The sequence below is a fragment of the Thiomonas sp. SCN 64-16 genome (assembly GCF_001725585.1).
Classification (GTDB): Bacteria; Pseudomonadota; Gammaproteobacteria; order Burkholderiales; family Burkholderiaceae_C; genus Thiomonas; species Thiomonas arsenitoxydans.
Window position 1 is genome coordinate 46,665 of the sequence record NZ_MEGQ01000002.1, and the last position, 21,750, is coordinate 68,414.

At 62.4% G+C, this 21,750-nt stretch carries 19 protein-coding genes and 1 tRNA gene; 8 read left to right on the forward strand and 12 right to left on the reverse strand.

Annotated elements, in window-relative coordinates:
* The first annotated feature begins 49 nt into the window (after positions 1–49).
* Entirely contained in the window at positions 50–2,395 is a 2,346-nt protein-coding gene (locus ABT24_RS00695; RefSeq protein ID WP_286737286.1) for a UvrD-helicase domain-containing protein, read from the forward strand.
* A gap of 155 nt (positions 2,396–2,550) precedes the next feature.
* On the opposite strand, the gene ABT24_RS00700 is transcribed toward ABT24_RS00695, so the two are convergent.
* The 6 genes from ABT24_RS00700 to ABT24_RS00725 form a co-directional block, all read right to left on the reverse strand.
* Positions 2,551–2,626: transfer RNA gene (locus ABT24_RS00700), tRNA-Asn, on the reverse strand.
* A gap of 72 nt (positions 2,627–2,698) precedes the next feature.
* Entirely contained in the window at positions 2,699–3,790 is a 1,092-nt protein-coding gene (locus ABT24_RS00705; RefSeq protein WP_156053075.1) for an NAD(P)/FAD-dependent oxidoreductase, read from the reverse strand.
* A 75-nt stretch (positions 3,791–3,865) separates the two neighbouring features.
* The gene (gene fdxA / locus ABT24_RS00710) at positions 3,866–4,189 is read right to left on the reverse strand and encodes a ferredoxin FdxA (protein WP_013122740.1); all 324 of its coding nucleotides are present in this window, start codon (positions 4,187–4,189) and stop codon (positions 3,866–3,868) included.
* A 155-nt stretch (positions 4,190–4,344) separates the two neighbouring features.
* On the reverse strand, positions 4,345–4,812 hold the full coding sequence (locus ABT24_RS00715) for a DUF6691 family protein (RefSeq protein WP_276727262.1): 468 nt from the start codon (positions 4,810–4,812) through the stop codon (positions 4,345–4,347).
* 3 nt (positions 4,813–4,815) lie between these two features.
* Positions 4,816–5,265 carry a YeeE/YedE family protein gene (locus ABT24_RS00720; RefSeq protein ID WP_276727259.1) on the reverse strand — a complete coding sequence of 150 codons (450 nt, stop codon included), beginning with the start codon at positions 5,263–5,265 and terminating at the stop codon, positions 4,816–4,818.
* Positions 5,266–5,379: 114 nt separating this feature from the next.
* A complete protein-coding gene (locus tag ABT24_RS00725; RefSeq protein WP_013105356.1) occupies positions 5,380–5,730 on the reverse strand; it encodes an ArsR/SmtB family transcription factor in 351 nt (116 codons plus the stop codon).
* Positions 5,731–5,820: 90 nt separating this feature from the next.
* Here ABT24_RS00725 and ABT24_RS00730 point away from each other — a divergent pair, with 90 nt between their 5' ends.
* The 3 genes from ABT24_RS00730 to clpB all read left to right on the forward strand — a co-directional run bounded on the left by ABT24_RS00730 (position 5,821) and on the right by clpB (position 11,855).
* Positions 5,821–6,687, forward strand: coding sequence for an MBL fold metallo-hydrolase (locus ABT24_RS00730; protein WP_013105357.1), 867 nt, complete (start codon positions 5,821–5,823; stop codon positions 6,685–6,687).
* A 63-nt stretch (positions 6,688–6,750) separates the two neighbouring features.
* Positions 6,751–9,165, forward strand: coding sequence for a Tex family protein (locus ABT24_RS00735; protein WP_276727256.1), 2,415 nt, complete (start codon positions 6,751–6,753; stop codon positions 9,163–9,165).
* Between the two features lie 104 nt (positions 9,166–9,269).
* A complete protein-coding gene (clpB, locus tag ABT24_RS00740; protein ID WP_013105359.1) occupies positions 9,270–11,855 on the forward strand; it encodes an ATP-dependent chaperone ClpB in 2,586 nt (861 codons plus the stop codon).
* A 36-nt stretch (positions 11,856–11,891) separates the two neighbouring features.
* Here the strand turns inward: clpB and ABT24_RS00745 are convergent, their stop codons facing one another.
* Positions 11,892–12,848 carry a substrate-binding domain-containing protein gene (locus ABT24_RS00745; protein ID WP_276727253.1) on the reverse strand — a complete coding sequence of 319 codons (957 nt, stop codon included), beginning with the start codon at positions 12,846–12,848 and terminating at the stop codon, positions 11,892–11,894.
* Positions 12,849–13,118: 270 nt separating this feature from the next.
* Between ABT24_RS00745 and ABT24_RS00750 the strand changes: the two genes are divergently transcribed.
* Entirely contained in the window at positions 13,119–13,745 is a 627-nt protein-coding gene (locus tag ABT24_RS00750) for an SCO family protein (protein WP_276727250.1), read from the forward strand.
* Between the two features lie 20 nt (positions 13,746–13,765).
* Here ABT24_RS00750 and ABT24_RS00755 read toward each other — a convergent pair whose 3' ends face one another.
* The gene (locus ABT24_RS00755) at positions 13,766–14,017 is read right to left on the reverse strand and encodes a hypothetical protein (RefSeq protein WP_013105362.1); all 252 of its coding nucleotides are present in this window, start codon (positions 14,015–14,017) and stop codon (positions 13,766–13,768) included.
* 162 nt (positions 14,018–14,179) lie between these two features.
* On the opposite strand from ABT24_RS00755, the gene ABT24_RS00760 reads away from it, so the two are divergent.
* On the forward strand, positions 14,180–14,806 hold the full coding sequence (locus ABT24_RS00760) for an SCO family protein (RefSeq protein ID WP_013105363.1): 627 nt from the start codon (positions 14,180–14,182) through the stop codon (positions 14,804–14,806).
* A 72-nt stretch (positions 14,807–14,878) separates the two neighbouring features.
* Here the strand turns inward: ABT24_RS00760 and ABT24_RS00765 are convergent, their stop codons facing one another.
* The 4 genes from ABT24_RS00765 to ABT24_RS00780 form a co-directional block, all read right to left on the reverse strand.
* Entirely contained in the window at positions 14,879–16,678 is a 1,800-nt protein-coding gene (locus tag ABT24_RS00765; RefSeq protein WP_286737287.1) for a TRAP transporter large permease, read from the reverse strand.
* Positions 16,679–17,272 (reverse strand): TRAP transporter small permease subunit, encoded by a 594-nt coding sequence (locus ABT24_RS00770; protein WP_013122750.1) that lies wholly within the window; start codon positions 17,270–17,272, stop codon positions 16,679–16,681.
* 239 nt (positions 17,273–17,511) lie between these two features.
* The gene (gene selD, locus ABT24_RS00775) at positions 17,512–18,588 is read right to left on the reverse strand and encodes a selenide, water dikinase SelD (RefSeq protein WP_276727245.1); all 1,077 of its coding nucleotides are present in this window, start codon (positions 18,586–18,588) and stop codon (positions 17,512–17,514) included.
* An 18-nt stretch (positions 18,589–18,606) separates the two neighbouring features.
* Positions 18,607–19,506 carry a LysR family transcriptional regulator gene (locus ABT24_RS00780; RefSeq protein ID WP_276727242.1) on the reverse strand — a complete coding sequence of 300 codons (900 nt, stop codon included), beginning with the start codon at positions 19,504–19,506 and terminating at the stop codon, positions 18,607–18,609.
* Between the two features lie 279 nt (positions 19,507–19,785).
* On the opposite strand from ABT24_RS00780, the gene iscR reads away from it, so the two are divergent.
* Together iscR and ABT24_RS00790 are read left to right on the forward strand one after the other, a co-directional pair.
* Positions 19,786–20,322 carry a Fe-S cluster assembly transcriptional regulator IscR gene (gene iscR / locus ABT24_RS00785; RefSeq protein WP_013105368.1) on the forward strand — a complete coding sequence of 179 codons (537 nt, stop codon included), beginning with the start codon at positions 19,786–19,788 and terminating at the stop codon, positions 20,320–20,322.
* Between the two features lie 121 nt (positions 20,323–20,443).
* Positions 20,444–21,664 (forward strand): IscS subfamily cysteine desulfurase, encoded by a 1,221-nt coding sequence (locus ABT24_RS00790; protein ID WP_276727238.1) that lies wholly within the window; start codon positions 20,444–20,446, stop codon positions 21,662–21,664.
* The last annotated feature ends 86 nt before the right edge of the window (positions 21,665–21,750 follow it).

Here is a 21,750-nt window from a genome sequence, read left to right on the forward strand (position 1 = left end):
GACTCATTCTAGGCCGATGCACACCGCTTCGGCACCCTAGAATTCCGCAATGTCTGCCCTCATCCAACAACTCAATCCCGAGCAGCGCGCCGCTGTCCCCCTGCCTGCTGAAAATGCTCTGATCCTCGCCGGCGCCGGGAGCGGCAAAACGCGGGTGCTCACCACACGCATTGCCTGGCTGATTTCCACCGGGCAAGTCACGCCCGCAGGCATTCTGGCCGTGACCTTCACCAATAAGGCGGCGAAGGAAATGATGGCGCGGTTGTCGGCGCAACTGCCCATCCCGGTGCGGGGTATGTGGATCGGCACTTTTCACGGTCTGTGCAACCGCTTTCTGCGGGCGCACTGGCGCGAGGCTGGGTTGCCGCAGACTTTTCAGATTCTCGACATCCAGGATCAGCTCGCCAGCATCAAACGGCTGCTCAAGGCGCTGAATGTGGACGATGAACGCCACCCGCCCAAGCAGGTGCAATGGTTCATCAACGGCGCCAAAGATCAGGGTCTGCGTCCGGGCGATGTGGAAGCGCGCGATCCGCAAAGTCGACAACTGGCCGAGATCTATCTGGCCTACGAGGCGCAATGCACGCGCGACGGCGTGGCCGATTTTGCCGAGCTGTTGCTGCGTTCCTACGAGATTCTGCGCGACAACGCCGCCATCCGTTCGCATTACCGCCAGCGCTTCCGGCACATCCTGGTGGACGAGTTTCAGGACACCAACCGCCTGCAATACCAGTGGCTCAAACTGCTCGCCGGACCGGAGGACGCGCAGGGCGCTTGCGTGTTTGCCGTGGGCGACGACGATCAGAGCATCTATGCCTTTCGGGGGGCGCATGCTGGCAATATGGACGATTACCAGCGCGAGTTTCGTGTCCGTCACCTGATCAAACTGGAGCGCAATTACCGCTCGCACGGCCACATTCTCGACAGCGCCAACACCCTGATCGCCAACAACGCCCGCCGCCTGGGCAAGAACCTGCGCACCGAAGCAGGGGCGGGCGAGCCGGTACGTGTGTTCGAGGCGCCGAGCGACTATGCCGAAGCCCAGTGGCTGATCGAGGAAATCCGGCAATTGCTGCGCGAGGGGCTCGTGCATAGCGAGATCGCCGTGCTGTATCGCGCCAACGCGCTGTCGCGGGTCATCGAAGGGGCGCTGTTCAATGCCGGGTTGCCTTACCGCGTGTATGGCGGTCTGCGGTTTTTCGAGCGAGCGGAGGTCAAGCATGCGCTGGCCTACCTGCGCCTGCTCGACAACCCGCAGGACGACACCGCCTTCCTGCGCGTGGTCAACTTCCCCGCGCGCGGCATCGGCGCGCGCACTCTGGAGCAGTTGCAAGACGCCGCCCGTCTGCGCGCCACGCCGCTGAGCGAAGCCGTGGACGCCCTCGGAGGGCGTGGTGCAGCCAGCCTGCAGGCCTTTCTCGATCTGGTCGCGCAGATGCGCTTTCAGACCGCCGCGATGAGCCTGCCCGAACTGGTGCGCCATGTGCTCGAAGCCAGCGGCCTCAACGCCCACTACCGCGAGGAACGCGAGGGTCAGGAGCGGCTGGAAAACTTGGAGGAACTGGTCAACGCCGCTGCCGCCTTCGTCACCCAGGAAGGCTTTGGCCTACAGGCGACGGCGCAGCAGCGTCAGGCGCTTGGAGCCGCGCCCGACAGCTTCGCCGCCACAGACGGCATCGATCCCGCCACCGGCGAAACCCTCTCGCCGCTGACCGCCTTTCTCACCCACGCCGCGCTCGAAGCCGGTGACAACCAGGCGCAGAACGGACAGGACGCCATTCAGATGATGACCGTCCACGCCGCCAAGGGACTGGAGTTCGACGCCGTGTTCATTACCGGGCTGGAAGAAGGCTTGTTCCCGCACGAAAACGCGCTGAGCGAAACCGATGGCGTGGAAGAAGAGCGTCGGCTGATGTATGTGGCCATCACCCGCGCGCGCAAGCGTCTCTACCTCAGTCTGGCCCAGACCCGCATGCTCCACGGCCAGACGCGCTACAACCTGCGCAGCCGGTTCTTCGACGAACTGCCGGCCGAATCGCTCAAGTGGCTCAGTGCCAAACAGCCGGGGTTCGGCGGCGGTTTCGGTACCGATCAGCACAGCAGTTGGAGTTACACCCCGAAAGTGTCGGTGCCGTCGTTCACGCCAGCGACTTCCAACGCCGGATCACCCTCAAGCACTGGGTTTTCTCCGGCAGGCGTGAGGGGAGCAAGTTCGTCAGGAGCACGCCCGCACGGCCTGCGCATCGGTCAGGCCGTGTTTCACAACAAATTCGGTGAGGGCGTCGTGCTCAGCTTGGAAGGCAACGGCGAAGACGCCAGAGCCCAAGTCAAGTTCAACCGGCACGGCGCAAAGTGGCTCGCGCTGAACATCGCCAAACTCACGCCAGTGAATTAGGGGCAGTCTGCACAACTGCTTGCATGAGGCGGCTGAACCAGCCGCCTCATGCAAGGTTTTCGACCGCTAAGCGCTGACATGCCCTGTTTTCGGCCTGGAAAATAAAAAGGCCTCACAGCGTAAGCTGCAAGGCCTTGATTTTCTTCTGTATTCTGTGGCTCCTCGACCTGGGCTCGAACCAGGGACCTACGGATTAACAGTCCGGCGCTCTACCGACTGAGCTATCGAGGAACAGCAAAGCAAAAGACTATACCGCGCAATCAATCTGACGTCAATAGATTTCGCAGTGATGCGCGAAGACGCTCAGTCGAACACTGGCGTTTCCACCCCGAGAACCTTGTGCAGTTTCGGGCTAGTGGTGGTGTATTGCAGGTGGATTTTTTTCTCCGGGAAGATGAAGGGCGCTGCGCCGAATGCGGCGAGGGCGGCTTCATGGAAACCGGAGAGGATGAGTTTCTTTTTGCCGGGATAGGTGTTGATATCTCCCACCGCAAAAATACCGGGGATGCTGGTCTGGAATTTTTCGGTGTCGACGACGAGTTGCTTGCGCTCGATTTCCAGCCCCCATTCCGCGATGGGGCCTAGTTTGGGAGACAGGCCGAAAAAGACCAGCAACATATCGAGCGGCAGGCGGCGAGTGATGCCGTCGTTGCCTGTGACCTTGATCATGTGAAGCTGACCCTCAGCGTTTTCTTCGTAGCCGCTGACCTGGCCGACGAGGAATTGCATCTCGTGCTGTTCGCAAAGGGCGTGCATTTGCGCGACGGATGCGGGGGCGGCGCGAAAGCCGTCGCGACGATGAATGAGTGTGACGCTTTCCGGCTTGTTCTCGCTGGACTGAACGAAGTGCAGCGCCCAGTCGAGTGCCGAGTCGCCGCCGCCCACGATGACCAGGTTTTTGTTGGCGAACTGCGCCGGATTGCGAACCCGGTAGAACAACTGGCTGCCTTCGAATTTATCGAGTCCGTCTACCTTGAGGGTCCGGGGCTGGAAAGAGCCCACCCCGGCGGCGATGAACACGGTTTTGGTAAGCAGCCGGGTGGATTTGGTGGTTTCCACGAGGAAGCGGCCATCGGCCTGGCGTTCCAGCACAGTGACTTCCTGCCCGAGGTGGAGGGTGGCGCCGAAGGGTTCGATCTGCTTGAGCAGGTTGTCGGTCAGCTCCTGCCCGGTACATACCGGCACGGCGGGAATGTCGTAAATCGGTTTGTCGGGGTAGAGCTCGACACATTGCCCGCCCGGGTGAGCCAGGGTGTCGATGACGTGGGCCTTGATCTCCAGCAAGCCGAGCTCGAACACCTGGAACAGGCCGACCGGGCCAGCGCCGATGATGACGGCGTCCGTTTCAATGATGTCGGCCGCGACTGAAACGGGAGAGGCGTTGGATAGGTCCATGCGAGAGGGGCTTGAGAAATAGATCAAGGCGGCAACACGGCCGCCGATGGAGTTAGAACGTGTGCGGTGAGCAGATCAGCGCTGCAGGAATTGCAGTTTGTCGGGCTTGTCTTTCCACTCGTCCGCGTCATCGGGTGCGGCTTTGCGTTTGGTGATGCTGGGCCACTGGCGAGACAACTCGGCGTTGAGCTTGATGAAGGCTTGCTGATCGCCCGGCACGTCTTCTTCGGCGTAGATGGCATTGGCCGGACACTCGGGCACGCACACGGCGCAGTCAATGCATTCGTCGGGGTCGATGGCGAGGAAGTTGGGGCCTTCACGGAAGCAGTCCACCGGGCAGACGTCAACGCAGTCGGTGTATTTGCAGCGGATGCAGTTTTCAGTAACGACGAAAGTCATTTGCGGAACCGGATGTATCAAAGGGTCAAAATTTTAACTGGCGTGGCCAGGTCGGCTCTGCATCAGATCAAAACCCGGCTATCGCAGGGGTGAGGCCATGAAAAAACCACCGCGCCCGGCAGGCAGGCAACGGTGGTCGAGTGGTGGCAACGCGCTCAGGTTTTGCGCGAAGTCGCTGCGACCAGCGGCGCGGCCGGCGCACTGCGCGTGCGTTGGCCCATGCGCTGCCACAACTCGAAGCCGATCATGCCAGCGACCATGCTGCTGAAAAACAGCCATTCCTGCCAGGTCGAGGCGGCCAACGATGCGAGCGAGGGCCCCGGGCACAGGCCGGTCATGCCCCAGCCGATGCCGAAAATGGCACTGCCCAGAATGAGCTTTCCGGTGATGCCCCGGGTCGATGGAAAGGCGATTTTTTCGCCGACGAGCGATCGGGCGCGTCGTTGCGCCAGTTGCATGGGCACCAGTGCGACGACCACCGCAGTGACCATGACGAGAATCAGGCTCGGGTCCCAAGGCCCGGCGATGTCGAGAAAGGCAATGACCTTGGCGGGATCGGTCATGCCCGAAACGAGAAGGCCGATACCGAACACGATGCCGCTGAGAAAGGCGAGGGTTTTCATGGCTCAGGCCCCTCCGAGGATGTGGCGCATGACGAACGTGGTCGCCATGCCCATGCCGATGAAGGTGCCCACTGCCGCCATCGAGCGCGGCGAAAACCGGGACAGCCCGCAGACGCCATGGCCGCTGGCACAGCCCGAGCCCAGCCGGGTGCCGAAGCCCACAATCAATCCGCCGATCGCAATCACCGGCCACGACTCGCCGTAATGTGCGCCGGGCACCGGGCGGAACATCACCCAGATGAACGAAGCAGCGATCAGTCCGCCGAGAAACCACAGCCGCCATGGCGTGGGGCGTTTGGCCTGCAGGGCTTCGTTGATGGCGCCGCCGAAAATGCCGCTGATCCCGGCGATCTTGCCGCCGCCCAGCGCCATGGCGCCCGCTGCCGCGCCAATCAGCGCCCCGCCGAGAATGGCGGTGCCGGGCGTGAAATGCGCCCAATCGATGTTGAACATTTGTCTCTCCTTCGTGACATGGGCATGTTTGTCTCTGGTTTTATTGACGCCAGCCAGTATTCTGGTCAGGCCGTTTGCCGTACCGCGCCGACATGCAAGCGTCGCGGCACCAACTCATTTGCCAGGCGGTTCGTTGCCGCCGTGGCAGTAAATCTGATAGAGGGTCATCAGCACCGCGCTGGCTGCCGGGCTGGCCAGGCTGTAATACACCCGCTTGCCCTCGCGACGGGTTTTCACCAGGCCTTGCGCACGCAGCACGGTGAGCTGCTGCGAGAGCGTGGGCTGGCTGACGTCGCAGGCCACCTCCAGGTCGCTGACGCAGATCTCCCCGCGGTTGATCTGACACAAAATAAGCAAACGGTCAGGATTGCCCAGGGTTTTCAACAAGGCGCCCGCCTGTTCCGAGTTGCGCCGCATGAGCTCGACGCTGGGAATCTCAAAATCTTGCGTGCTTGACATTGACATGGCTCACTTAATCAGGTAACTCCTAATGGAAAAACAATATATGCTTTTCTATAGTGTTTCTGCAACGCATTCCGCCTAGGAGATACCCGTATGAGTACGCAGACCCCCACCGTTCAGAGCTGGTTTCACGCGCCCACCTTTACGGCGACCCATTGCATCATCGACCCCGAAACTCGCCATTGCGCAATTCTCGACAGCGTGCTCGACTTCGACTACGCCTCGGGTCGCACCAAAACCGACTTCGCCGACCAGATCGCCGCCTACGTGCGCGAGCAGGGGCTCACGGTGGACTGGCTGCTGGAAAGTCATGCCCATGCCGACCATCTCTCCGCCGCGCCGTATCTCAAAAAGCTGTTCGGCGGCCAGATTGCGATTGGCGAACACATTCAGGACGTGCAGAAAGTGTTCAGCCAGGTGTTCAACGACAGCACCATGCCCACCGACGGTTCGCCCTTCGATCATCTGTTCAAGGACGGTGAGACCTTTGCCATTGGCAAGCTGCAAGCCCGGGTGATGCATACCCCCGGCCACACGCCCGCCTGCGTCACTTATCTCGTGGGCGACAGCGCCTTTGTCGGCGATACTCTGTTCATGCCTGACTACGGCACGGCGCGCTGCGACTTTCCGGGCGGCGACGCGCATGTGCTTTACCAATCGGTGCACAAGCTCTACAGCCTGCCGCCGCAGACCAAGCTCTACCTTTGCCACGACTACATGCCCGGCGGACGCGACCCCATCTGGCAGACCACGGTGCAGGCCGAGCGTGAGGGCAATGTCCAGCTCAATGCGCAGACCACCGAGGAGGAGTTCGTCGCTTTCCGCAAAAAGCGCGACGCCACGCTGAACATGCCCGCGCTCATCCTGCCCTCGGTGCAGGTCAATGTGCGCGCCGGTGAAATGCCCAAACCCGAAGCCAACGGGGTCAGCTATCTCAAGCTGCCGGTGAACGCGCTGTAAACCATGTCGGAGCGGGTCCGGGCTGGTTAGACTGCTGGGCTTTTGCCTGTCTTCTGATCCGCCATGACCGCTGCCGATACCGCTTCCCAGAATCCGTATGCCAACCCGCAGGCCGCCGCTCGGCGGGTGCTGCAGGCGCTCAGCGCCGAGCTGCAGCTTCCTGCGCAGCAGATTCAGTCGGCCATCGAACTGATGGATAGCGGGGCCACGGTGCCCTTCATTGCCCGCTATCGCAAAGAGGTGACGGGCGGTATGAGCGACGACCACCTGCGCACGCTAGAAGAGCGCCTGCTCTATCTGCGCGAACTCGAAGACCGCCGCGCCGTGGTGCTGCAGTCCATCGCCGAGCAAGGCAAGCTCACGCCCGAACTGCAGGCCGCCATCAGCGCGACTGGGCAAAAGCAGGAACTCGAAGACCTTTACCTGCCCTACAAGCCGCGCCGCGTCACTCGGGCGCAAAAGGCCCGCGAGGCCGGGCTGGAGCCGCTGGCCGATCTGCTCTGGCTGCAGCCGCAGACCGATCCGCTGCAGGCGGCGGCGGGTTTCGTCCGCCCGCAGGACAGCACCGAGGCGGCAGATACCTCCACCCCGCAGGCCTGCCTCGACGGCGCCCGCGACATTCTGAGTGAACGCTGGGCCGAAGCCCCGGCGGTGGTCGCCCCGATGCGTGAATGGCTGTGGCAGACCGGCCACCTGATCAGCCAGTTGCGCGCCGGAAAAGAGCAAGAAGGCGCCAAATTCCGCGACTATTTCGACTACGCCGAGCCGCTGGACAAAGTGCCTTCGCACCGCGCCCTGGCCGTGTTGCGCGGGCGGGCGCAAGAGGTGCTCGATGCCCGCATCGACCTGCCGCCCATGCCCGAAGGCACGGCCGCACCGACGCTGGCTGCCCTGGCCGAGGGACGTCTGGCCGTGCTGCTGGGCTGGAGCCATCAGGGCCGCGCCGCAGACGACTGGTTGCGCCGCGCGATACAGTGGACCTGGAAGGTCAAACTCTCCCTCACGCTGGAGCGCGAGTTGCTGTCGCGCCTGCGCGAAAAATCCGAGGCGGTCGCCATCGATGTATTCGGTGCCAATTTGCGCGACCTGCTGCTGGCCGCCCCTGCCGGGCCGAAGGTGGTCATGGGACTCGACCCTGGCATTCGTACCGGGGTGAAAGTCGCCGTGGTCGACGCTACCGGCAAACTGCTCGATACCGCCACGGTTTACCCCTTCGAACCGCGGCGCGACGTGCAAGGTGCACTCGCCACTCTGGCGGCGCTGGTGCAACGCCACGGCGTGCAACTCATCTCCATTGGCAACGGCACCGCCAGCCGCGAAACCGATCTGCTCGCCGCCGAACTGCTGCGCAACGCCAACCAGCCTGGCTTGACCAAGCTCACCGTGAGCGAGGCCGGCGCCTCGGTGTATTCGGCCAGCAGTCTGGCCAGCCGCGAGTTTCCCGATCTGGACGTGAGCCTGCGCGGCGCGGTGTCCATCGCCCGCCGGGTGCAAGACCCGCTGGCCGAACTGGTGAAGATCGACCCCAAGAGCATCGGCGTCGGCCAGTATCAACATGACGTGAACCAGACCGCGCTGTCGCGCAAGCTCGACGCCATCGTCGAAGACTGCGTGAACGCCGTCGGCGTCGACCTGAACACCGCCTCGGCGCCGCTGCTGGCCCGCGTGGCCGGCCTGAGCGCGCGCATTGCCGAGCAAATCGTGCTGCACCGCGACCAGACCGGCGCTTTCGCCAACCGCGAGGCACTCAAGACGGTGCGCGGCCTGGGCGACAAAACCTTCGAGCAGGCCGCGGGCTTTCTGCGCATCAATGGCGGCGACAACCCGCTGGACCGCACTGGCGTGCATCCTGAGAGCTATCCGCTGGTGGAAAAGGTGCTGGCTGCGGCAGGCCAGCCGATCAGCCTGTTGATGGGCAATCGGGATGCGCTGCAGCGCCTGCGTCCCGAGCAGTTCGTGGACGACCGCTTCGGCGCGTTCACCGTGCGCGATGTGTTGGCCGAGCTGGAAAAACCCGGCCGCGATCCGCGCCCCGAATTCCGCACGGCCAAGCTGCTCGATGGCGTGCACGATATCAAGCAACTCGAAGCAGGCATGCAGCTCGAAGGCACGGTTACCAATGTCACCGCGTTTGGCGCGTTCGTCGATCTGGGCGTGCATCAGGACGGGCTGGTGCATGTCTCGCAAATGGCGCAGCGCTTCGTGAACGACGCCCGCGAGGTGGTCAAGACGGGCGACATCGTCAAGGTGCGTGTGGTTGAGGTGGATGTAGCGCGCAAGCGCATCGCGCTGTCGATGCGCCCGGTCGACCCCGCGCGCGATGCGGCGAGGGATGCGGCGCGTCCGCAGAGCGGGCAGGGCCAGTCCCGCCCGCGTGAACGCCAAGAGAGTGGCCGCACGGGCAGCCACCGCACTGGCGCCGCACCGTCCCCGCAGAACACCGCCATGGCGGCCGCCTTCGCCAAACTCAAGCGCTGAGGATGCGCCTGTTTGCCGTGTCAGATCAACTGCCTTGACACCGTCGCGCTTGAAAATATCCTCCTGACGCCGTATCTACAGGGCAGTTCAAGACGGAGGATTCCATGCGGATCGAAAAACTCACCACCCAGTTTCAGGAGGCATTGGCCGAGGCGCAATCGCTTGCGGTCAATCACGGCAACGCCTATATCGAGCCGGTGCATTTGCTGCACGCTTTGCTCGGCCAGGACGGCCCCAAAGCGCTGCTCGCACGCGCCGGGGTGAATGTGCCGGGGTTGACGGCAGCCACCGCGCAGGCCATCGATCGTCTGCCCGAGGTCGAAGGCACCGATGGCAATGTGCAAGTCAGCCGCGAGCTCAATGGCCTGCTCAACCTCACCGAGAAAGAAGCCACCAAGCGCAACGATCAGTTCGTCGCCAGCGAGTTGTTTTTGCTTGCTGTGGCCGACGACAAGGGTGAGGCCGGGCGCATCGCGCGTGAAAACGGCCTCTCCCGCAAGTCGCTGGAGTCGGCCATCGAGGCGGTGCGCGGCGGGCAGAACGTCAACAGCGCCGAGGCCGAAGGTGCGCGCGAATCGCTGAAAAAATACACCATCGACCTCACCGAGCGCGCGCGCCAGGGCAAGCTCGATCCGGTGATCGGCCGAGACGACGAAATTCGCCGTGCCATCCAGGTGCTGCAGCGCCGCACCAAAAACAACCCGGTGCTGATCGGCGAGCCGGGCGTGGGCAAGACGGCCATTGTCGAAGGGCTGGCGCAGCGCATCGTCAACGACGAGGTGCCCGACAGCCTACGCGGCAAACGCCTGTTGGTGCTCGATATCGCCTTGCTGTTGGCCGGGGCCAAGTTTCGCGGCGAGTTCGAGGAGCGGCTGAAAAACGTGCTCAAGGAGTTGTCGCAAGACGCCGGGCAGACCATCGTGTTCATCGACGAGATTCACACCATGGTCGGTGCGGGCAAGGGCGAAGGCGCGATGGATGCGGGCAATATGCTCAAACCGGCGCTGGCGCGCGGCGAACTGCATTGCATCGGCGCGACCACGCTCGACGAATACCGCAAATACATCGAGAAGGACGCCGCGCTGGAGCGCCGCTTTCAGAAGGTGATGGTCGATGAGCCCAGCGTGGAAGACACCATCGCCATCCTGCGCGGCCTGCAGGAGAAGTACGAGGTGCACCACGGGGTAGAAATCACCGACCCGGCCATCGTCGCCGCGGCGGAGTTGAGCCACCGCTACATCACCGACCGCTTTCTGCCCGACAAGGCCATCGACCTGATCGACGAGGCCGCGGCCAAGATCAAGATCGAGATCGACTCCAAGCCGGAGGCGATGGACAAGCTCGATCGCCGGCGCATCCAGCTCAAGATCGAGCGCGAGGCGGTGAAGCGCGAGAAGGATGAAGCCTCCCAAAAACGCCTGGCGCTGATCGAGGAAGAACTCGCCAAGCTCGACCGCGAATACGCCGACCTCGACGAAATCTGGAAGGCCGAAAAGGCCGCGGTGCAGGGTTCCGCTGCGATCAAGGAAGAGATCGACAAGATCCGTTTCGAGATCGAGGAACTCAAGCGCAAGGGCGATTTCAACAAGGTGGCCGAGCTGCAATACGGCCGCCTGCCGGAGCTGGAGCGCAAGCTGCATGAGGCGCAGGCCAAGGAAACCGCGGACGGCGACCAGCCGCAGGCGCGGCGCCTGCTGCGCACCCAGGTGGGCGCGGAGGAAATCGCCGAGGTCGTGTCACGCGCGACCGGCATTCCGGTGTCCAAGCTGGTGCAGGGCGAGCGCGACAAGCTGGTCCATATGGAAGAGCGCCTGCACCGCCGCGTGGTGGGGCAGGACGAGGCGATTCGCGCGGTGTCCGACGCCATTCGCCGCTCGCGCGCCGGTCTGTCCGATCCGCGCAGGCCCTATGGTTCTTTCCTCTTCCTCGGCCCGACGGGCGTGGGCAAGACCGAACTGACCAAGGGACTGGCCGAGTTCCTGTTCGACACCGACGAGCACATCGTGCGCCTCGACATGAGCGAGTTCATGGAGAAGCATTCGGTTGCCCGTCTCATCGGTGCGCCGCCGGGTTATGTGGGCTATGACGAAGGCGGTTACCTCACCGAAGCCGTGCGCCGCAAGCCCTACAGCGTGGTGCTGTTCGACGAGGTAGAGAAAGCGCATCCGGACGTGTTCAACGTGCTGCTGCAGGTGCTCGACGACGGGCGGCTCACCGACGGTCAGGGCCGCACCGTCGACTTCAAGAACACGGTGATCGTGATGACCAGCAATCTGGGCTCGCATCAGATCATGGCGATGAGCGGCCAACCGCAGCAGGCCATCCGCGATGCGGTGTGGGAGGAGGTGAAGGCGCATTTCCGTCCGGAGTTTCTCAACCGCATCGACGAGGTGGTGGTGTTCCACGCTCTGGGTGAGAAAGAGATCGCGGATATCGCCCGCATCCAGTTGCGCGGTCTGGAAGGGCGACTGGCGCAGCTCGATATGCGGCTGGATGTCAGCAGCGAAGCACTGGCCGAGATTGCCCGAGAAGGCTTCGATCCGGTGTTTGGCGCGCGGCCGCTCAAGCGGGCCATTCAGCAGCGCATCGAGAACCCGCTGGCCAAGCTGATTCTCGAAGGCCGCTTCGGTCCGAAGGACGTGATTCCGGTCAACCTCAAAAACGGCCAGATCGTGTTCGAACGTGGCTGAACACCGGCCAGAGTGACCGGCTGAAGGGCGGAGCGTTCAGCTTTTCAGCCACTTGAGGAAGTCGGCATAGGCCTTCGGGCTGCCGACTTCCCATCCGGTGAGGCCCAGGGCTTTGTTGGCCCGATCCGAAGCGGCGCCGAGCAAATCGGCGCGCACTTTGGCCACCGAGTCCTCCGGCACGCTTGGGGCGGCCAGCACTGCCCACATGGGCATGGGCTGATGCTGCAACAACACGCCGCCCTCGGCCAGCCACTGCTTAGAAACCACGGGGGTCACCACCCCGATGGCCGCAACATGCATGTCGCGCATCAGACCTGTGACCGCATTCTGCGTTTTGACGTGGACAACTTTGGGCAGCTGCTTGGCATGCCCCAGCCACAGCTTTTGCGCAATCATGTCCACCAGGCTGCCCTTTTGCGGCGCAAGCAACACCGCCGACGGCGAATTCCACACCGCGTCGGGTGAGATACAGGTCTCCGGCACAGCGGTGCTGAGCCCGAGCACGCTCAGACTGCCGCCGCCAACGAGAATTTTCCCGGCCTGATTGGGACATTGCCGGGCGATCAGATCGGTGCCGAAGTGCATCGTGTCTTTGCCCACGGCAACCAGCTGCCAGCCCTTGGCCAGCAGGGCGGCGGTCAGGTTGGGCGGTTTGACAAAGGCAAAGCTGTAGCGGCTCGCGTCGGAACTCGCCTCCGCGGTCTTGAGGTTGAAGTTCGGCAACCACAATACCTTGCGGTTGACCGCGTTGCTGACGACATCGCTGAGTGTCTGCCCGATGACATTCAGGGCTTGTTGGTTCTCAGCGGCCAGTCCAAACTGAAAGCCCATGAGCAAGGGCGCTGCGGATGCGACCGCAGGCGTCGGCGCGGCCTCGGCCTGGCGGGCCGCCAGGCCACCGCAGAACAAGCTGACCAGCAGCATGCCCACGGCGGCAAATGAGAGGATGGGGCGCGTTTGCCCTGGCTCTGTGTGCAGATGGGAAGAGAACATGATGTGGTGGGGCCCCGTGGACAGTCAGGCGACTTGTGAGCGTTGAATTGCACCGGGAAGTGGCGCAACGGGTCGGCTTCGATGTCAGTGCGCTGCTGTAATACATTGAATGAGACGCCTCACTTTACAGTTGGGCTGAGTTTGGCCGATCAGGAGTTTCCCTGGGGCTGACAGAATGTGAAGTCTGTGCATGCATGTGTTTGCGCCGAACTCGCACGATGTCGGCAGACTCCACCACAGCACAGAAACAAAGATCGGGAGCCTGGGGGAATGGTTGCTTTCAAATGGATGTTGATGAGCGCGCTGGTTCTGGCGTTCTCAGGTTGTGCCCAGCAGCCGCATGAACAGAAATGGGCGATGGACTACATCGGTCCGAAAATCATGCAGCCGCTGCAATTCACCGATATGGCTTCGAGCAGCGGCAAGCTGGAGTCGTCCAAGGACTTTCTCGGCAAGGTGGTGGTGCTGTATTTCGGCTACACCCACTGCCCGGACGTCTGCCCGACCACCATGGCGCACCTCGCCCGCGCCGAGCAGTTGCTCGGGCCGCAGGGTAAGGACGTGCAGGTGATCTTCGTCACGGTCGATCCCAAGCGCGATACGCCCAAGGTGCTCGATGCCTATGTGCACGCCTTCATGTCCAGCGCCATCGGTCTGAGCGGCACCGTGGCGCAGACCAAAACGCTGGCGGGTCGCTATCACGTCAGCTATTCCTACGGCAAACCTGATGCGCATGGCAACTATGTGGTCAACCACAGTGCGGCGATCTATGTGTTCGGCCCCCACGGCAATGGCCGCTTGATCGGCACCGAACTCACGCCGTCCGAAGGCATCGCCCACGACGTGCACCAGCTTCTTGCCGACGCCCACAAAAGCTGGTGGCAAAAGCTGGTTTGACGGCGCTGATCTGACGGCGATTAAGCGCTGCCGCCGCGTGCGAAGCCCTTGACCTGCAAGGGACGATGCGTGTCATTGACCACCATCACACGTTGTCCCGGCGGCAGGGCGGTCAGGGGCAATGCGTGATGATCGAGCGGGGCGATATGCAGCACATTGATCGCCATCAGCGGCGCTTGAGGCGCGCTGGCCGCGTGAACCGTGAGTGCCGCGGTGGCCAGGGTGGTCAGCCCACCGGCCAGCAGGGCTTTGAGAAGGGCGCGCTTGGACATGGCACACTCCAGATGCAGTCAGAGCGCTTTGGAGTGGTTGGGTGACGTTTGGTTGCGTCTTGCCCGGTAAAGAGTTGTGACGCGAGTTGTGACGCTCAGCCGAGCCCCGACGCGGCACAATGCGAGCCTGTTTGAAAACGAACGTTTTTTGCGAAATTCACCATGACGTTGCCTCCCATCTTGTCTCAATCTCGATTCCTGTCGCGCCGCCTCGTTTTGCTGGGAGCGCTGGCCTTGCCGCTGGCGGGCTGCGGGCACCACAACAACCAGACCTGGCAGCTCAGCAACATCACCGGCGTGATGCCCAATCTCGAATTCAATCTCACCAACGATCTGGGGCAGAAGGTCACGGCGGAGAACTACAAGGGCAAGGTTGTTTTGCTCTACTTCGGCTACACCCATTGCCCGGATGTTTGTCCGACCACCATGCAGCTCATGTCGAATGTGGTGCAGCAGCTTGGCCCGGAGGGCAAGGATGTCCGTATCCTGTTCGTCAGCGTGGACCCCAAGCGCGACTCCAACACCATACTCAAGGCGTACACCGCGGCATTCAGCCCCAACGCCGTCGGCCTGACCGGCACCATCAAACAGATCGATGATTTGACTCGGCGCTATCGCGTGGCCTTCAGCTATGGCAAGCCCGATGCGCAGGGGAACTATGTGGTGGATCACAGCGCGGGGGTTTACATTTTTGGTCGCAGTGGACGCATTCATCTGCTGGGTTCTGACACCAATCCTCCCGCCGCGTTTGTGCACGACCTCAAGCAACTGATCGCCGACGAGGGCTGACGCAACCGTGCGTTAATGCCAGGAATGAAAAAGGCCCGGAATTCCAGGCCTTTTCCATGGGCGACAACCGCGCTATTTCGCTGCCCCACTCGCCGATGGCTCAGCCTGCAGCGAGCGCATCACCGCAGCGGCGGGGTCTTCCTCCTCAGCGGCTGGTGCACTGCCACCTTCGGCCGGGGCAGCCTCTGATGCACCAAAGCTCGGTGGGGCGATGGACTCATAGCTGTTGTCATCAGACGGCCCAATGATCTGCACCTTGTTGATATCGACTGCAGCATGATGGTCCAGGCCGCTGGTGACCAGACCCGGGAAGACAATGATCAGGCCAACCATGATGATCTGGATCAGCACGAAGGGCACCGCACCCCAGTAGATCTGTCCGGTGGTCACGCGGGCGATGCGCTTGCCGGTCTCCTTGTCGGTGTAGTCGTCCTTGGCCGCGACGCTGCGCAGGTAGAACAGCGCAAACCCGAAGGGCGGGTGCATGAACGAGGTCTGCATATTCACCGCCAGCAGCACGCCGAACCAAATCAGGTCGATACCCAGCTTCTCCGCGACAGGGCCAAGCAGCGGAATGATGATGAACGACAGCTCGAAAAAGTCGAGGAAGAAGGCCAGTACGAACACCAGAATGTTCACGACGATGAGGAAGCCCAGCACACCGCCCGGCAGACTGGTGAGCAGATGCTCCACCCAGACGCGGCCATCGAGTCCCTGGAACACCAGGTTGAACACCGTGGAGCCGATGAGGATGAACAACACGAAGGTGGAGAGCTTGGTCGTGGTGTTGAGCGCCTGCTTGAGCAGATCGATATTGAGCCGCTTGCGACTAAACGCCATGATCAGCGCGCCCACGGCGCCCATCGCGCCGCCTTCGGTGGGCGTGGCCACGCCCAGGAAAATGGTGCCCAACACGAGGAAGATCAGCGTGAGCGGCGGCACCAGAGCAAAGGTCACGCGTTCGGCCATCTGCGACAACAGATTGAGTCGGAAGGCTCGGTTGAGCAGCGACAGCACCAGCGAAAGAATCACGCCGAAGGTCATGGCCACGACGATGGTTTCATCCGTCGCAGCAATCACTTCGTGCCCCGCGCGCCAGCTCAGCAGCGCGCTGTAGTTGCGGGCCAGCACGATGCTGGAAATCAACACCACACCGAACAGAATGCCCAGCGAACGCAGGCCGCTATCGCCGTTGGGCTCGCGAATGGTGCGGGCCTCGGGTGGCAGCGCCGGCGCCCATTGCGGCTTAATCAAGGTCACGCCCACGACGTAAGCGAGGTATAAACCCGTGAGCGCGAATCCGGGGATGAACGCACCCTTGTACATATCGCCCACGCTGCGGCCGAGCTGATCGGCCATGACGATGAGCACCAGCGACGGCGGGATGATCTGCGCCAGCGTGCCCGAAGCGGCGATCACCCCCGAGGCCAGACGGCGGTCATAGCCGTAGCGCAGCATGATGGGCAGCGAGATCAGGCCCATCGAAATCACCGAAGCCGCCACCACGCCCGTGGTTGCCGCCAGCAGCGCACCGACAAAAATCACCGCGATCGCCAGACCGCCGCGAATCGGGCCGAACAACTGGCCGATGGTTTCCAGCAGGTCTTCGGCCATGCCGCTGCGCTCGAGCAGCAGGCCCATGAAGGTGAAGAAGGGAATGGCCAGCAGGGTGTCGTTCTGCATGATGCCGATGATGCGCAGCGGAATGGCTTCGAGCAGCGCCTGCGGCATCAGCCCGAGTTCCACGCCGATAAAACCGAACAGCAGGCCGCAGGCTGCCAGGCTGAACGCCACCGGAAAGCCGACCAGCAAAAACAGCACCAGCGCCGCGAACATGATGGGCGCGATATTTGCAATGAGAAAGGCAGTCATTTATTGGGCCTCTTTCGTCTTTTGCGCCAGAACGAATTCAGCCAGTTCTTCTTCTGCCGTTTTTTCGTTTTTCTTCACGAGCGGGTCGTCGATCAGCCCGCGCAAAAATGCCACGCGCTTGATCAGCTCGGACACGCCCTGCAGCCCGAGCAGCGAGAAGCCAATGGGCACGAGGATGTAAACCGGCCAGCGGATCAGCCCGCCGGCATTGCTCGACATCTCGCCCGAGGCGATGGCGTTGATCACCGTGGGCAGCGACAGCCGCACGGTTTCAACCACGAAGGGAAACAGAAAGAACACGATGCCGATGATGTCGATCCAGTTGCGCCCGCGCGGCGAGAGCTTGCTGGAGAGCACGTCGATGCGCACATGCTCGTTGTGCAAAAACGTATAGCCGGCCGCCAGGAGAAACACCGCGGCGAACAGATACCACTGAATTTCCAGAAAGGCATTCGAGCTGTAGTCGAAGACTTTGCGTACGACCGCATTGAGTGCGCTGATGATGGCCGAAGCAAGAATGAGCCAGAGGGCAAAGCGGCCCACGCGCTCATTGAGCCAGTCAATCCCGCGGGATAGGGCAAGTAAGGCGTTCAAGACATCTCCCGATTGTTTTGTGAACGAGTCGTTGACGGCTGTTTGTTCAGAGAAGTGTCATGGCAAGGCTTTATCGCATGACAGAGATGAAACAGTCCGCGCCAGAAGTATAAAGATGTAACAGACGCGAACTGAAATTTCCGGGCTCGGGTTTGCCCGCAGGGGAGGGGGTGAAGCAGTCTTGCGCGCGGCGGCGGTAATCGCCGCGGCGTGCAAAGAGGGATAAGAGGCGGCGGCGCTCAGGCGCGCACGTCAATGCCCGGAGTGCCCGCTTTCAATAGGCCGATGACGGCGGCTTGGGCAAAGCCTTCGTCGCGGAAGACGCGCAGCACCTCGTCAACCTGCTCCGGCGCGCAGCTCACGAGCAGGCCGCCGGAGGTCTGCGGATCGGTGAGCAGCGTTTGAGCCAGCGGCGGCAGATCGGCGGCAAGCGCGACTTCGCCGCCATAACTGGCCCAGTTGCGGCGCGATGCGCCTGTGATGTGGCCGGCGCTCGCCAGCTCCGCCACGCCTTCGATGAGGGGCACATCGGCGAAGCGCACGTCCGCCCGCAGTCCCGAGCCGCGGCAGACTTCCAGCAGATGGCCGAGCAGGCCGAAACCGGTGACGTCGGTCAGGGCATGCACGCCGGGCAGCAGGGCCAATTGCTTGCCGGGGGTGTTGAGCTGCGTGGTGTTGGCAATCATGCGCGCGTAGCCCGCGGCATCGAGCGCTTCGCTTTTGAGCGCAGCCGACTGAATGCCTACGCCCAGCGGTTTGCCCAGCACGATCACGTCGCCGGGTCGGGCGCTGTCGTTGCGGCGGATGTGGCTGGGGTGCGCCAGACCCATGACCACCAGTCCGTAAATGGCCTCGACCGAATCGATGCTGTGCCCCCCCGCAATGGGAATGCCGGCCTGCGCGCAAACGGTTTCGCCGCCCCGCAAAATGTCCCCCACGATATCCAGCGGCACCACGCCGATGGGCATGCCCACGAGCGCCAGCGCCATGATGGGCGTTCCGCCCATGGCGTAGATGTCGGAAATGGCGTTGGTCGCGGCGATCCGTCCGAAGTCGAAGGGATCGTCCACGATGGGCATGAAGAAATCGGTCGTGGCAATCAGCGCCTGTTCGGGGTTGAGCAGATACACCGCCGCATCATCCGCAGACTCGTTGCCGACCAGCAGGGCCTCAGGCCTGGGCAGTAGCGGCGCGTGCTTTTTCAGGATTTCGGACAGGACGCCCGGCGCAATCTTGCAGCCACAACCGCCGCCATGCGACAGCGAGGTGAGGCGGGGGGCGGCGGTTGCGGCAGGGGTGTTGGGAGCTGAGTTCATGGGAATGGGGTCTGTGGATCAGCCAGCAGAAGAAACAAAAGAATCGTCCTGCCAGTTCTGGCAGAACTGCAAAAAGCGTTGCAGCGGCTGGGAGAAGGTCTTTTTCTGGTGATGCACGATGTAGAGCGTGCGGTGCATGGGCGGCAGCGGGCTGCGCACGGTGACGAGGTGGCCGTGATCCAGCGCATCGCGCACCAGTCGGCGGGGAATACAGGTCAGCCCCAGGCCGGCGATGGCCGCGCCGCGTATGGCTTCCGAACTACCCAGCACCATGGCCCGCTCGAAGCCGTGCAAATGTTCGAGCAGCAGGGTTTCGACGGTTTCGCGGGTGCCCGAACCCGGCTCACGCAGCAGCCAGCGGGCTGTGCGCAACTCGTCCAGACTGACCTCACGGCCCGCCAGAGGACTGTCAGGGGCGCAAACCACGACCAGCGCATCACGCAGCCACGGTGCAATGGCCAGGTCGTCGCGGTGACAGGCGCCTTCGACGAGCCCGAGATCGACCTCGAACTGCGCCACGGCCTCGGCGATGGCCTGGGTGTTGCCCACACGCAGACAGAACTGCGCAGCGGGAAACTCACGGCAGAACTCCGCCATGATGCCCGGCAGAATGGCGTTGCCCACGGTGCTGCTCGCGCCGATGCGCAGCGCCGCTGCGCCCGCGCTGAACAGCGCTTCGATGCCGCGGGTCTGGTCGAGGATGGCCATGGCGCGGGGCAACAGCAGGCGGCCGGAGTCATTGAGCACCAGCCGTTTGCCGACCCGGTCGAAGACGCGCTCGCCGAGCTGCGCTTCCAGTTCCGCCAGCGCCGCACTGACGGCGGACTGCGACATCGACAGGGTGTCGCCTGCGGCGGTGGCACTGCGGCTGTGCGCAATCTCCACCAGCACTTCCATTTGCCGCAAGGTCAGTCGCATGAGTTTGATCTATTCGTTGGATTGATTTCAAGCCAAGCATAAACCAGACGGCTTGAATAGCCACGCGGCCGCGACAGAAAAAATTGCCTTCCGTGTCGGAACTTTGGGGCAGGGGAAAAGTCTGAGATGTTGACGAAAAAGATCGGGATTTGTAGAATTGGCCCACTAGTTTCGTCGGGTATTTTCCATTCCGGCACTGTGTAATGTCTGCTGCAAGCCTGCCCAAGGCGGTCGCCCTGACGTTGCAACTGGCCATCATTCATGTTGAGGAGAGCCGCCATGCGACTGACCACCAAAGGACGTTTTGCCGTAACCGCGATGATCGACGTGGCCATGCGTCAACATCTCGGCCCCGTAACTCTGGCCGGCATCAGCCAGCGCCAGCATATTTCCCTTTCTTATCTGGAGCAGCTGTTCGGCAAACTGCGCCGTCATGAGCTGGTGGATTCCGTGCGCGGCCCTGGTGGCGGCTACACGCTCTCGCGCAAATCTGAAGAAATCAGCATTGCCGACATCATCATCGCCGTGGACGAGCCTCTCGACGCCACTCAGTGCGGCGGCAAAGAAAATTGCAACGGGGAAGACAACGGCCCCTGCATGACGCACGACCTCTGGGCGCAGCTCAATGCCAAGATGGTGGAGTTTCTCGATTCGGTCAACCTCAAAGGGTTGGTCGAGCAGAACCTTGCCAAGGGGGTCACTGTGGAAGAAGTAGCCATCACCCGTAAACCCGTGTCTCCGCTGCCGGTGACGGCCAAGCCGATCAAGGTCAAGGCGCCGAACTCGGTGTTCAACCTCGCGCAGACTTTGAATTAAGCCTGGTTTCAAGAGATTTGAGCCCGGCGCTGCGCGCCGGGTACGTGTCGGGTGCATTCCGCGATGAATTTTCGCCGATAACAAGCACACATCCTGAGCATTTCCACTGAGCATTCCCACCATGTCCACCACGCCTCATCTTCCGATTTACATGGACTACGCCGCAACCACGCCCGTGGACCCGCGGGTGGTCGATGCCATGATTCCCTGGCTGCGCGAGCATTTCGGCAACCCGGCGTCTCGTAGTCATGCCTGGGGCTGGGAGGCGGAGGCTGCGGTGGAAAAGGCTCGCGAGCAGGTGGCCGCGCTGATCAACGCCGACGCCAAGGAAATCATCTGGACGTCCGGTGCCACCGAGTCGAACAACCTCGCCATCAAGGGCACTGCGGAGTTCTATCAAGGCAAGGGCAAGCACATCGTCACCGTCAAGACAGAGCACAAGGCGGTGCTCGATACCGTGCGCGAAATGGAGCGCCGGGGTTTTGAGGCCACCTATCTCGACGTGCAGCCCAACGGTCTGCTCGACCTCGACGTATTCAAGGCGGCGCTGCGGCCCGACACCATTCTGGTTTCGGTCATGCTGGTCAACAACGAGATCGGCGTGATTCAGGACATTCCGGAAATCGGCCGCATCTGCCGCGAGCGCGGCATCATTTTTCATGTCGACGCGGCGCAGGCCACCGGCAAGATGGTGATCGATCTGCAAACTTGGCCCGTCGATCTGATGAGCCTGGCTTCGCACAAGACTTATGGCCCCAAGGGCATCGGTGCGTTGTATGTGCGGCGCAAGCCGCGGGTGCGCTTGATTCCGCAAATGCACGGCGGCGGACACGAGCGCGGCCTGCGCTCGGGCACGCTGCCCACGCATCAGATCGTGGGCATGGGCGAGGCGTTTCGCATTGCCAAGGCCGAACTCGGCGCGAGCATCGAGCGCGCCCGCATGCTGCAGCAGCGCCTGCTCGACGGCCTCAAAGACATCGAAGAGGTTTATGTGAACGGCGATTTGGAGCGCCGCGTGCCGCACAACCTCAACATCAGTTTCAACTACGTCGAGGGCGAATCGCTGATCATGGCGATCAAGGGCATTGCAGTATCCAGCGGCTCGGCCTGCACTTCCGCCAGCCTGGAGCCCTCGTATGTGTTGCGCGCCCTGGGCCGCAGCGATGAGCTGGCGCATTCCTCGCTGCGCATGACCATCGGTCGTTACACGACCGAAGAGGAAATCGACTCCGCCGTGCGTCAGCTGCGCGAGAGCGTGGCCAAGCTGCGTGATCTTTCGCCCCTCTGGGACATGTACAAGGAAGGCATCGACATCAGCACCATCCAGTGGGCGGCGCACTGAACTCCTTGCGGCTAAGCGCCTATCTGCATCAGGGTTGTGCAAATAGCCGACAATAGAGATCGGAATTATTGGATGTGTCGTTCGCC

Bases quoted from the DNA above. Each gene is read 5' to 3' on its own strand.
- ABT24_RS00695 (WP_286737286.1), top strand. From the start codon at position 50: ATGTCTGCCCTCATCCAACAACTCAATCCCGAGCAGCGCGCCGCTGTC.
- ABT24_RS00705 (WP_156053075.1), bottom strand. From the start codon at position 3,790: ATGGACCTATCCAACGCCTCTCCCGTTTCAGTCGCGGCCGACATCATT.
- fdxA (WP_013122740.1), bottom strand. From the start codon at position 4,189: ATGACTTTCGTCGTTACTGAAAACTGCATCCGCTGCAAATACACCGAC.
- ABT24_RS00715 (WP_276727262.1), bottom strand. From the start codon at position 4,812: ATGAAAACCCTCGCCTTTCTCAGCGGCATCGTGTTCGGTATCGGCCTT.
- ABT24_RS00720 (WP_276727259.1), bottom strand. From the start codon at position 5,265: ATGTTCAACATCGATTGGGCGCATTTCACGCCCGGCACCGCCATTCTC.
- ABT24_RS00725 (WP_013105356.1), bottom strand. From the start codon at position 5,730: ATGTCAATGTCAAGCACGCAAGATTTTGAGATTCCCAGCGTCGAGCTC.
- ABT24_RS00730 (WP_013105357.1), top strand. From the start codon at position 5,821: ATGAGTACGCAGACCCCCACCGTTCAGAGCTGGTTTCACGCGCCCACC.
- ABT24_RS00735 (WP_276727256.1), top strand. From the start codon at position 6,751: ATGACCGCTGCCGATACCGCTTCCCAGAATCCGTATGCCAACCCGCAG.
- clpB (WP_013105359.1), top strand. From the start codon at position 9,270: ATGCGGATCGAAAAACTCACCACCCAGTTTCAGGAGGCATTGGCCGAG.
- ABT24_RS00745 (WP_276727253.1), bottom strand. From the start codon at position 12,848: ATGTTCTCTTCCCATCTGCACACAGAGCCAGGGCAAACGCGCCCCATC.
- ABT24_RS00750 (WP_276727250.1), top strand. From the start codon at position 13,119: ATGGTTGCTTTCAAATGGATGTTGATGAGCGCGCTGGTTCTGGCGTTC.
- ABT24_RS00755 (WP_013105362.1), bottom strand. From the start codon at position 14,017: ATGTCCAAGCGCGCCCTTCTCAAAGCCCTGCTGGCCGGTGGGCTGACC.
- ABT24_RS00760 (WP_013105363.1), top strand. From the start codon at position 14,180: ATGACGTTGCCTCCCATCTTGTCTCAATCTCGATTCCTGTCGCGCCGC.
- ABT24_RS00765 (WP_286737287.1), bottom strand. From the start codon at position 16,678: ATGACTGCCTTTCTCATTGCAAATATCGCGCCCATCATGTTCGCGGCG.
- selD (WP_276727245.1), bottom strand. From the start codon at position 18,588: ATGAACTCAGCTCCCAACACCCCTGCCGCAACCGCCGCCCCCCGCCTC.
- ABT24_RS00780 (WP_276727242.1), bottom strand. From the start codon at position 19,506: ATGCGACTGACCTTGCGGCAAATGGAAGTGCTGGTGGAGATTGCGCAC.
- iscR (WP_013105368.1), top strand. From the start codon at position 19,786: ATGCGACTGACCACCAAAGGACGTTTTGCCGTAACCGCGATGATCGAC.
- ABT24_RS00790 (WP_276727238.1), top strand. From the start codon at position 20,444: ATGTCCACCACGCCTCATCTTCCGATTTACATGGACTACGCCGCAACC.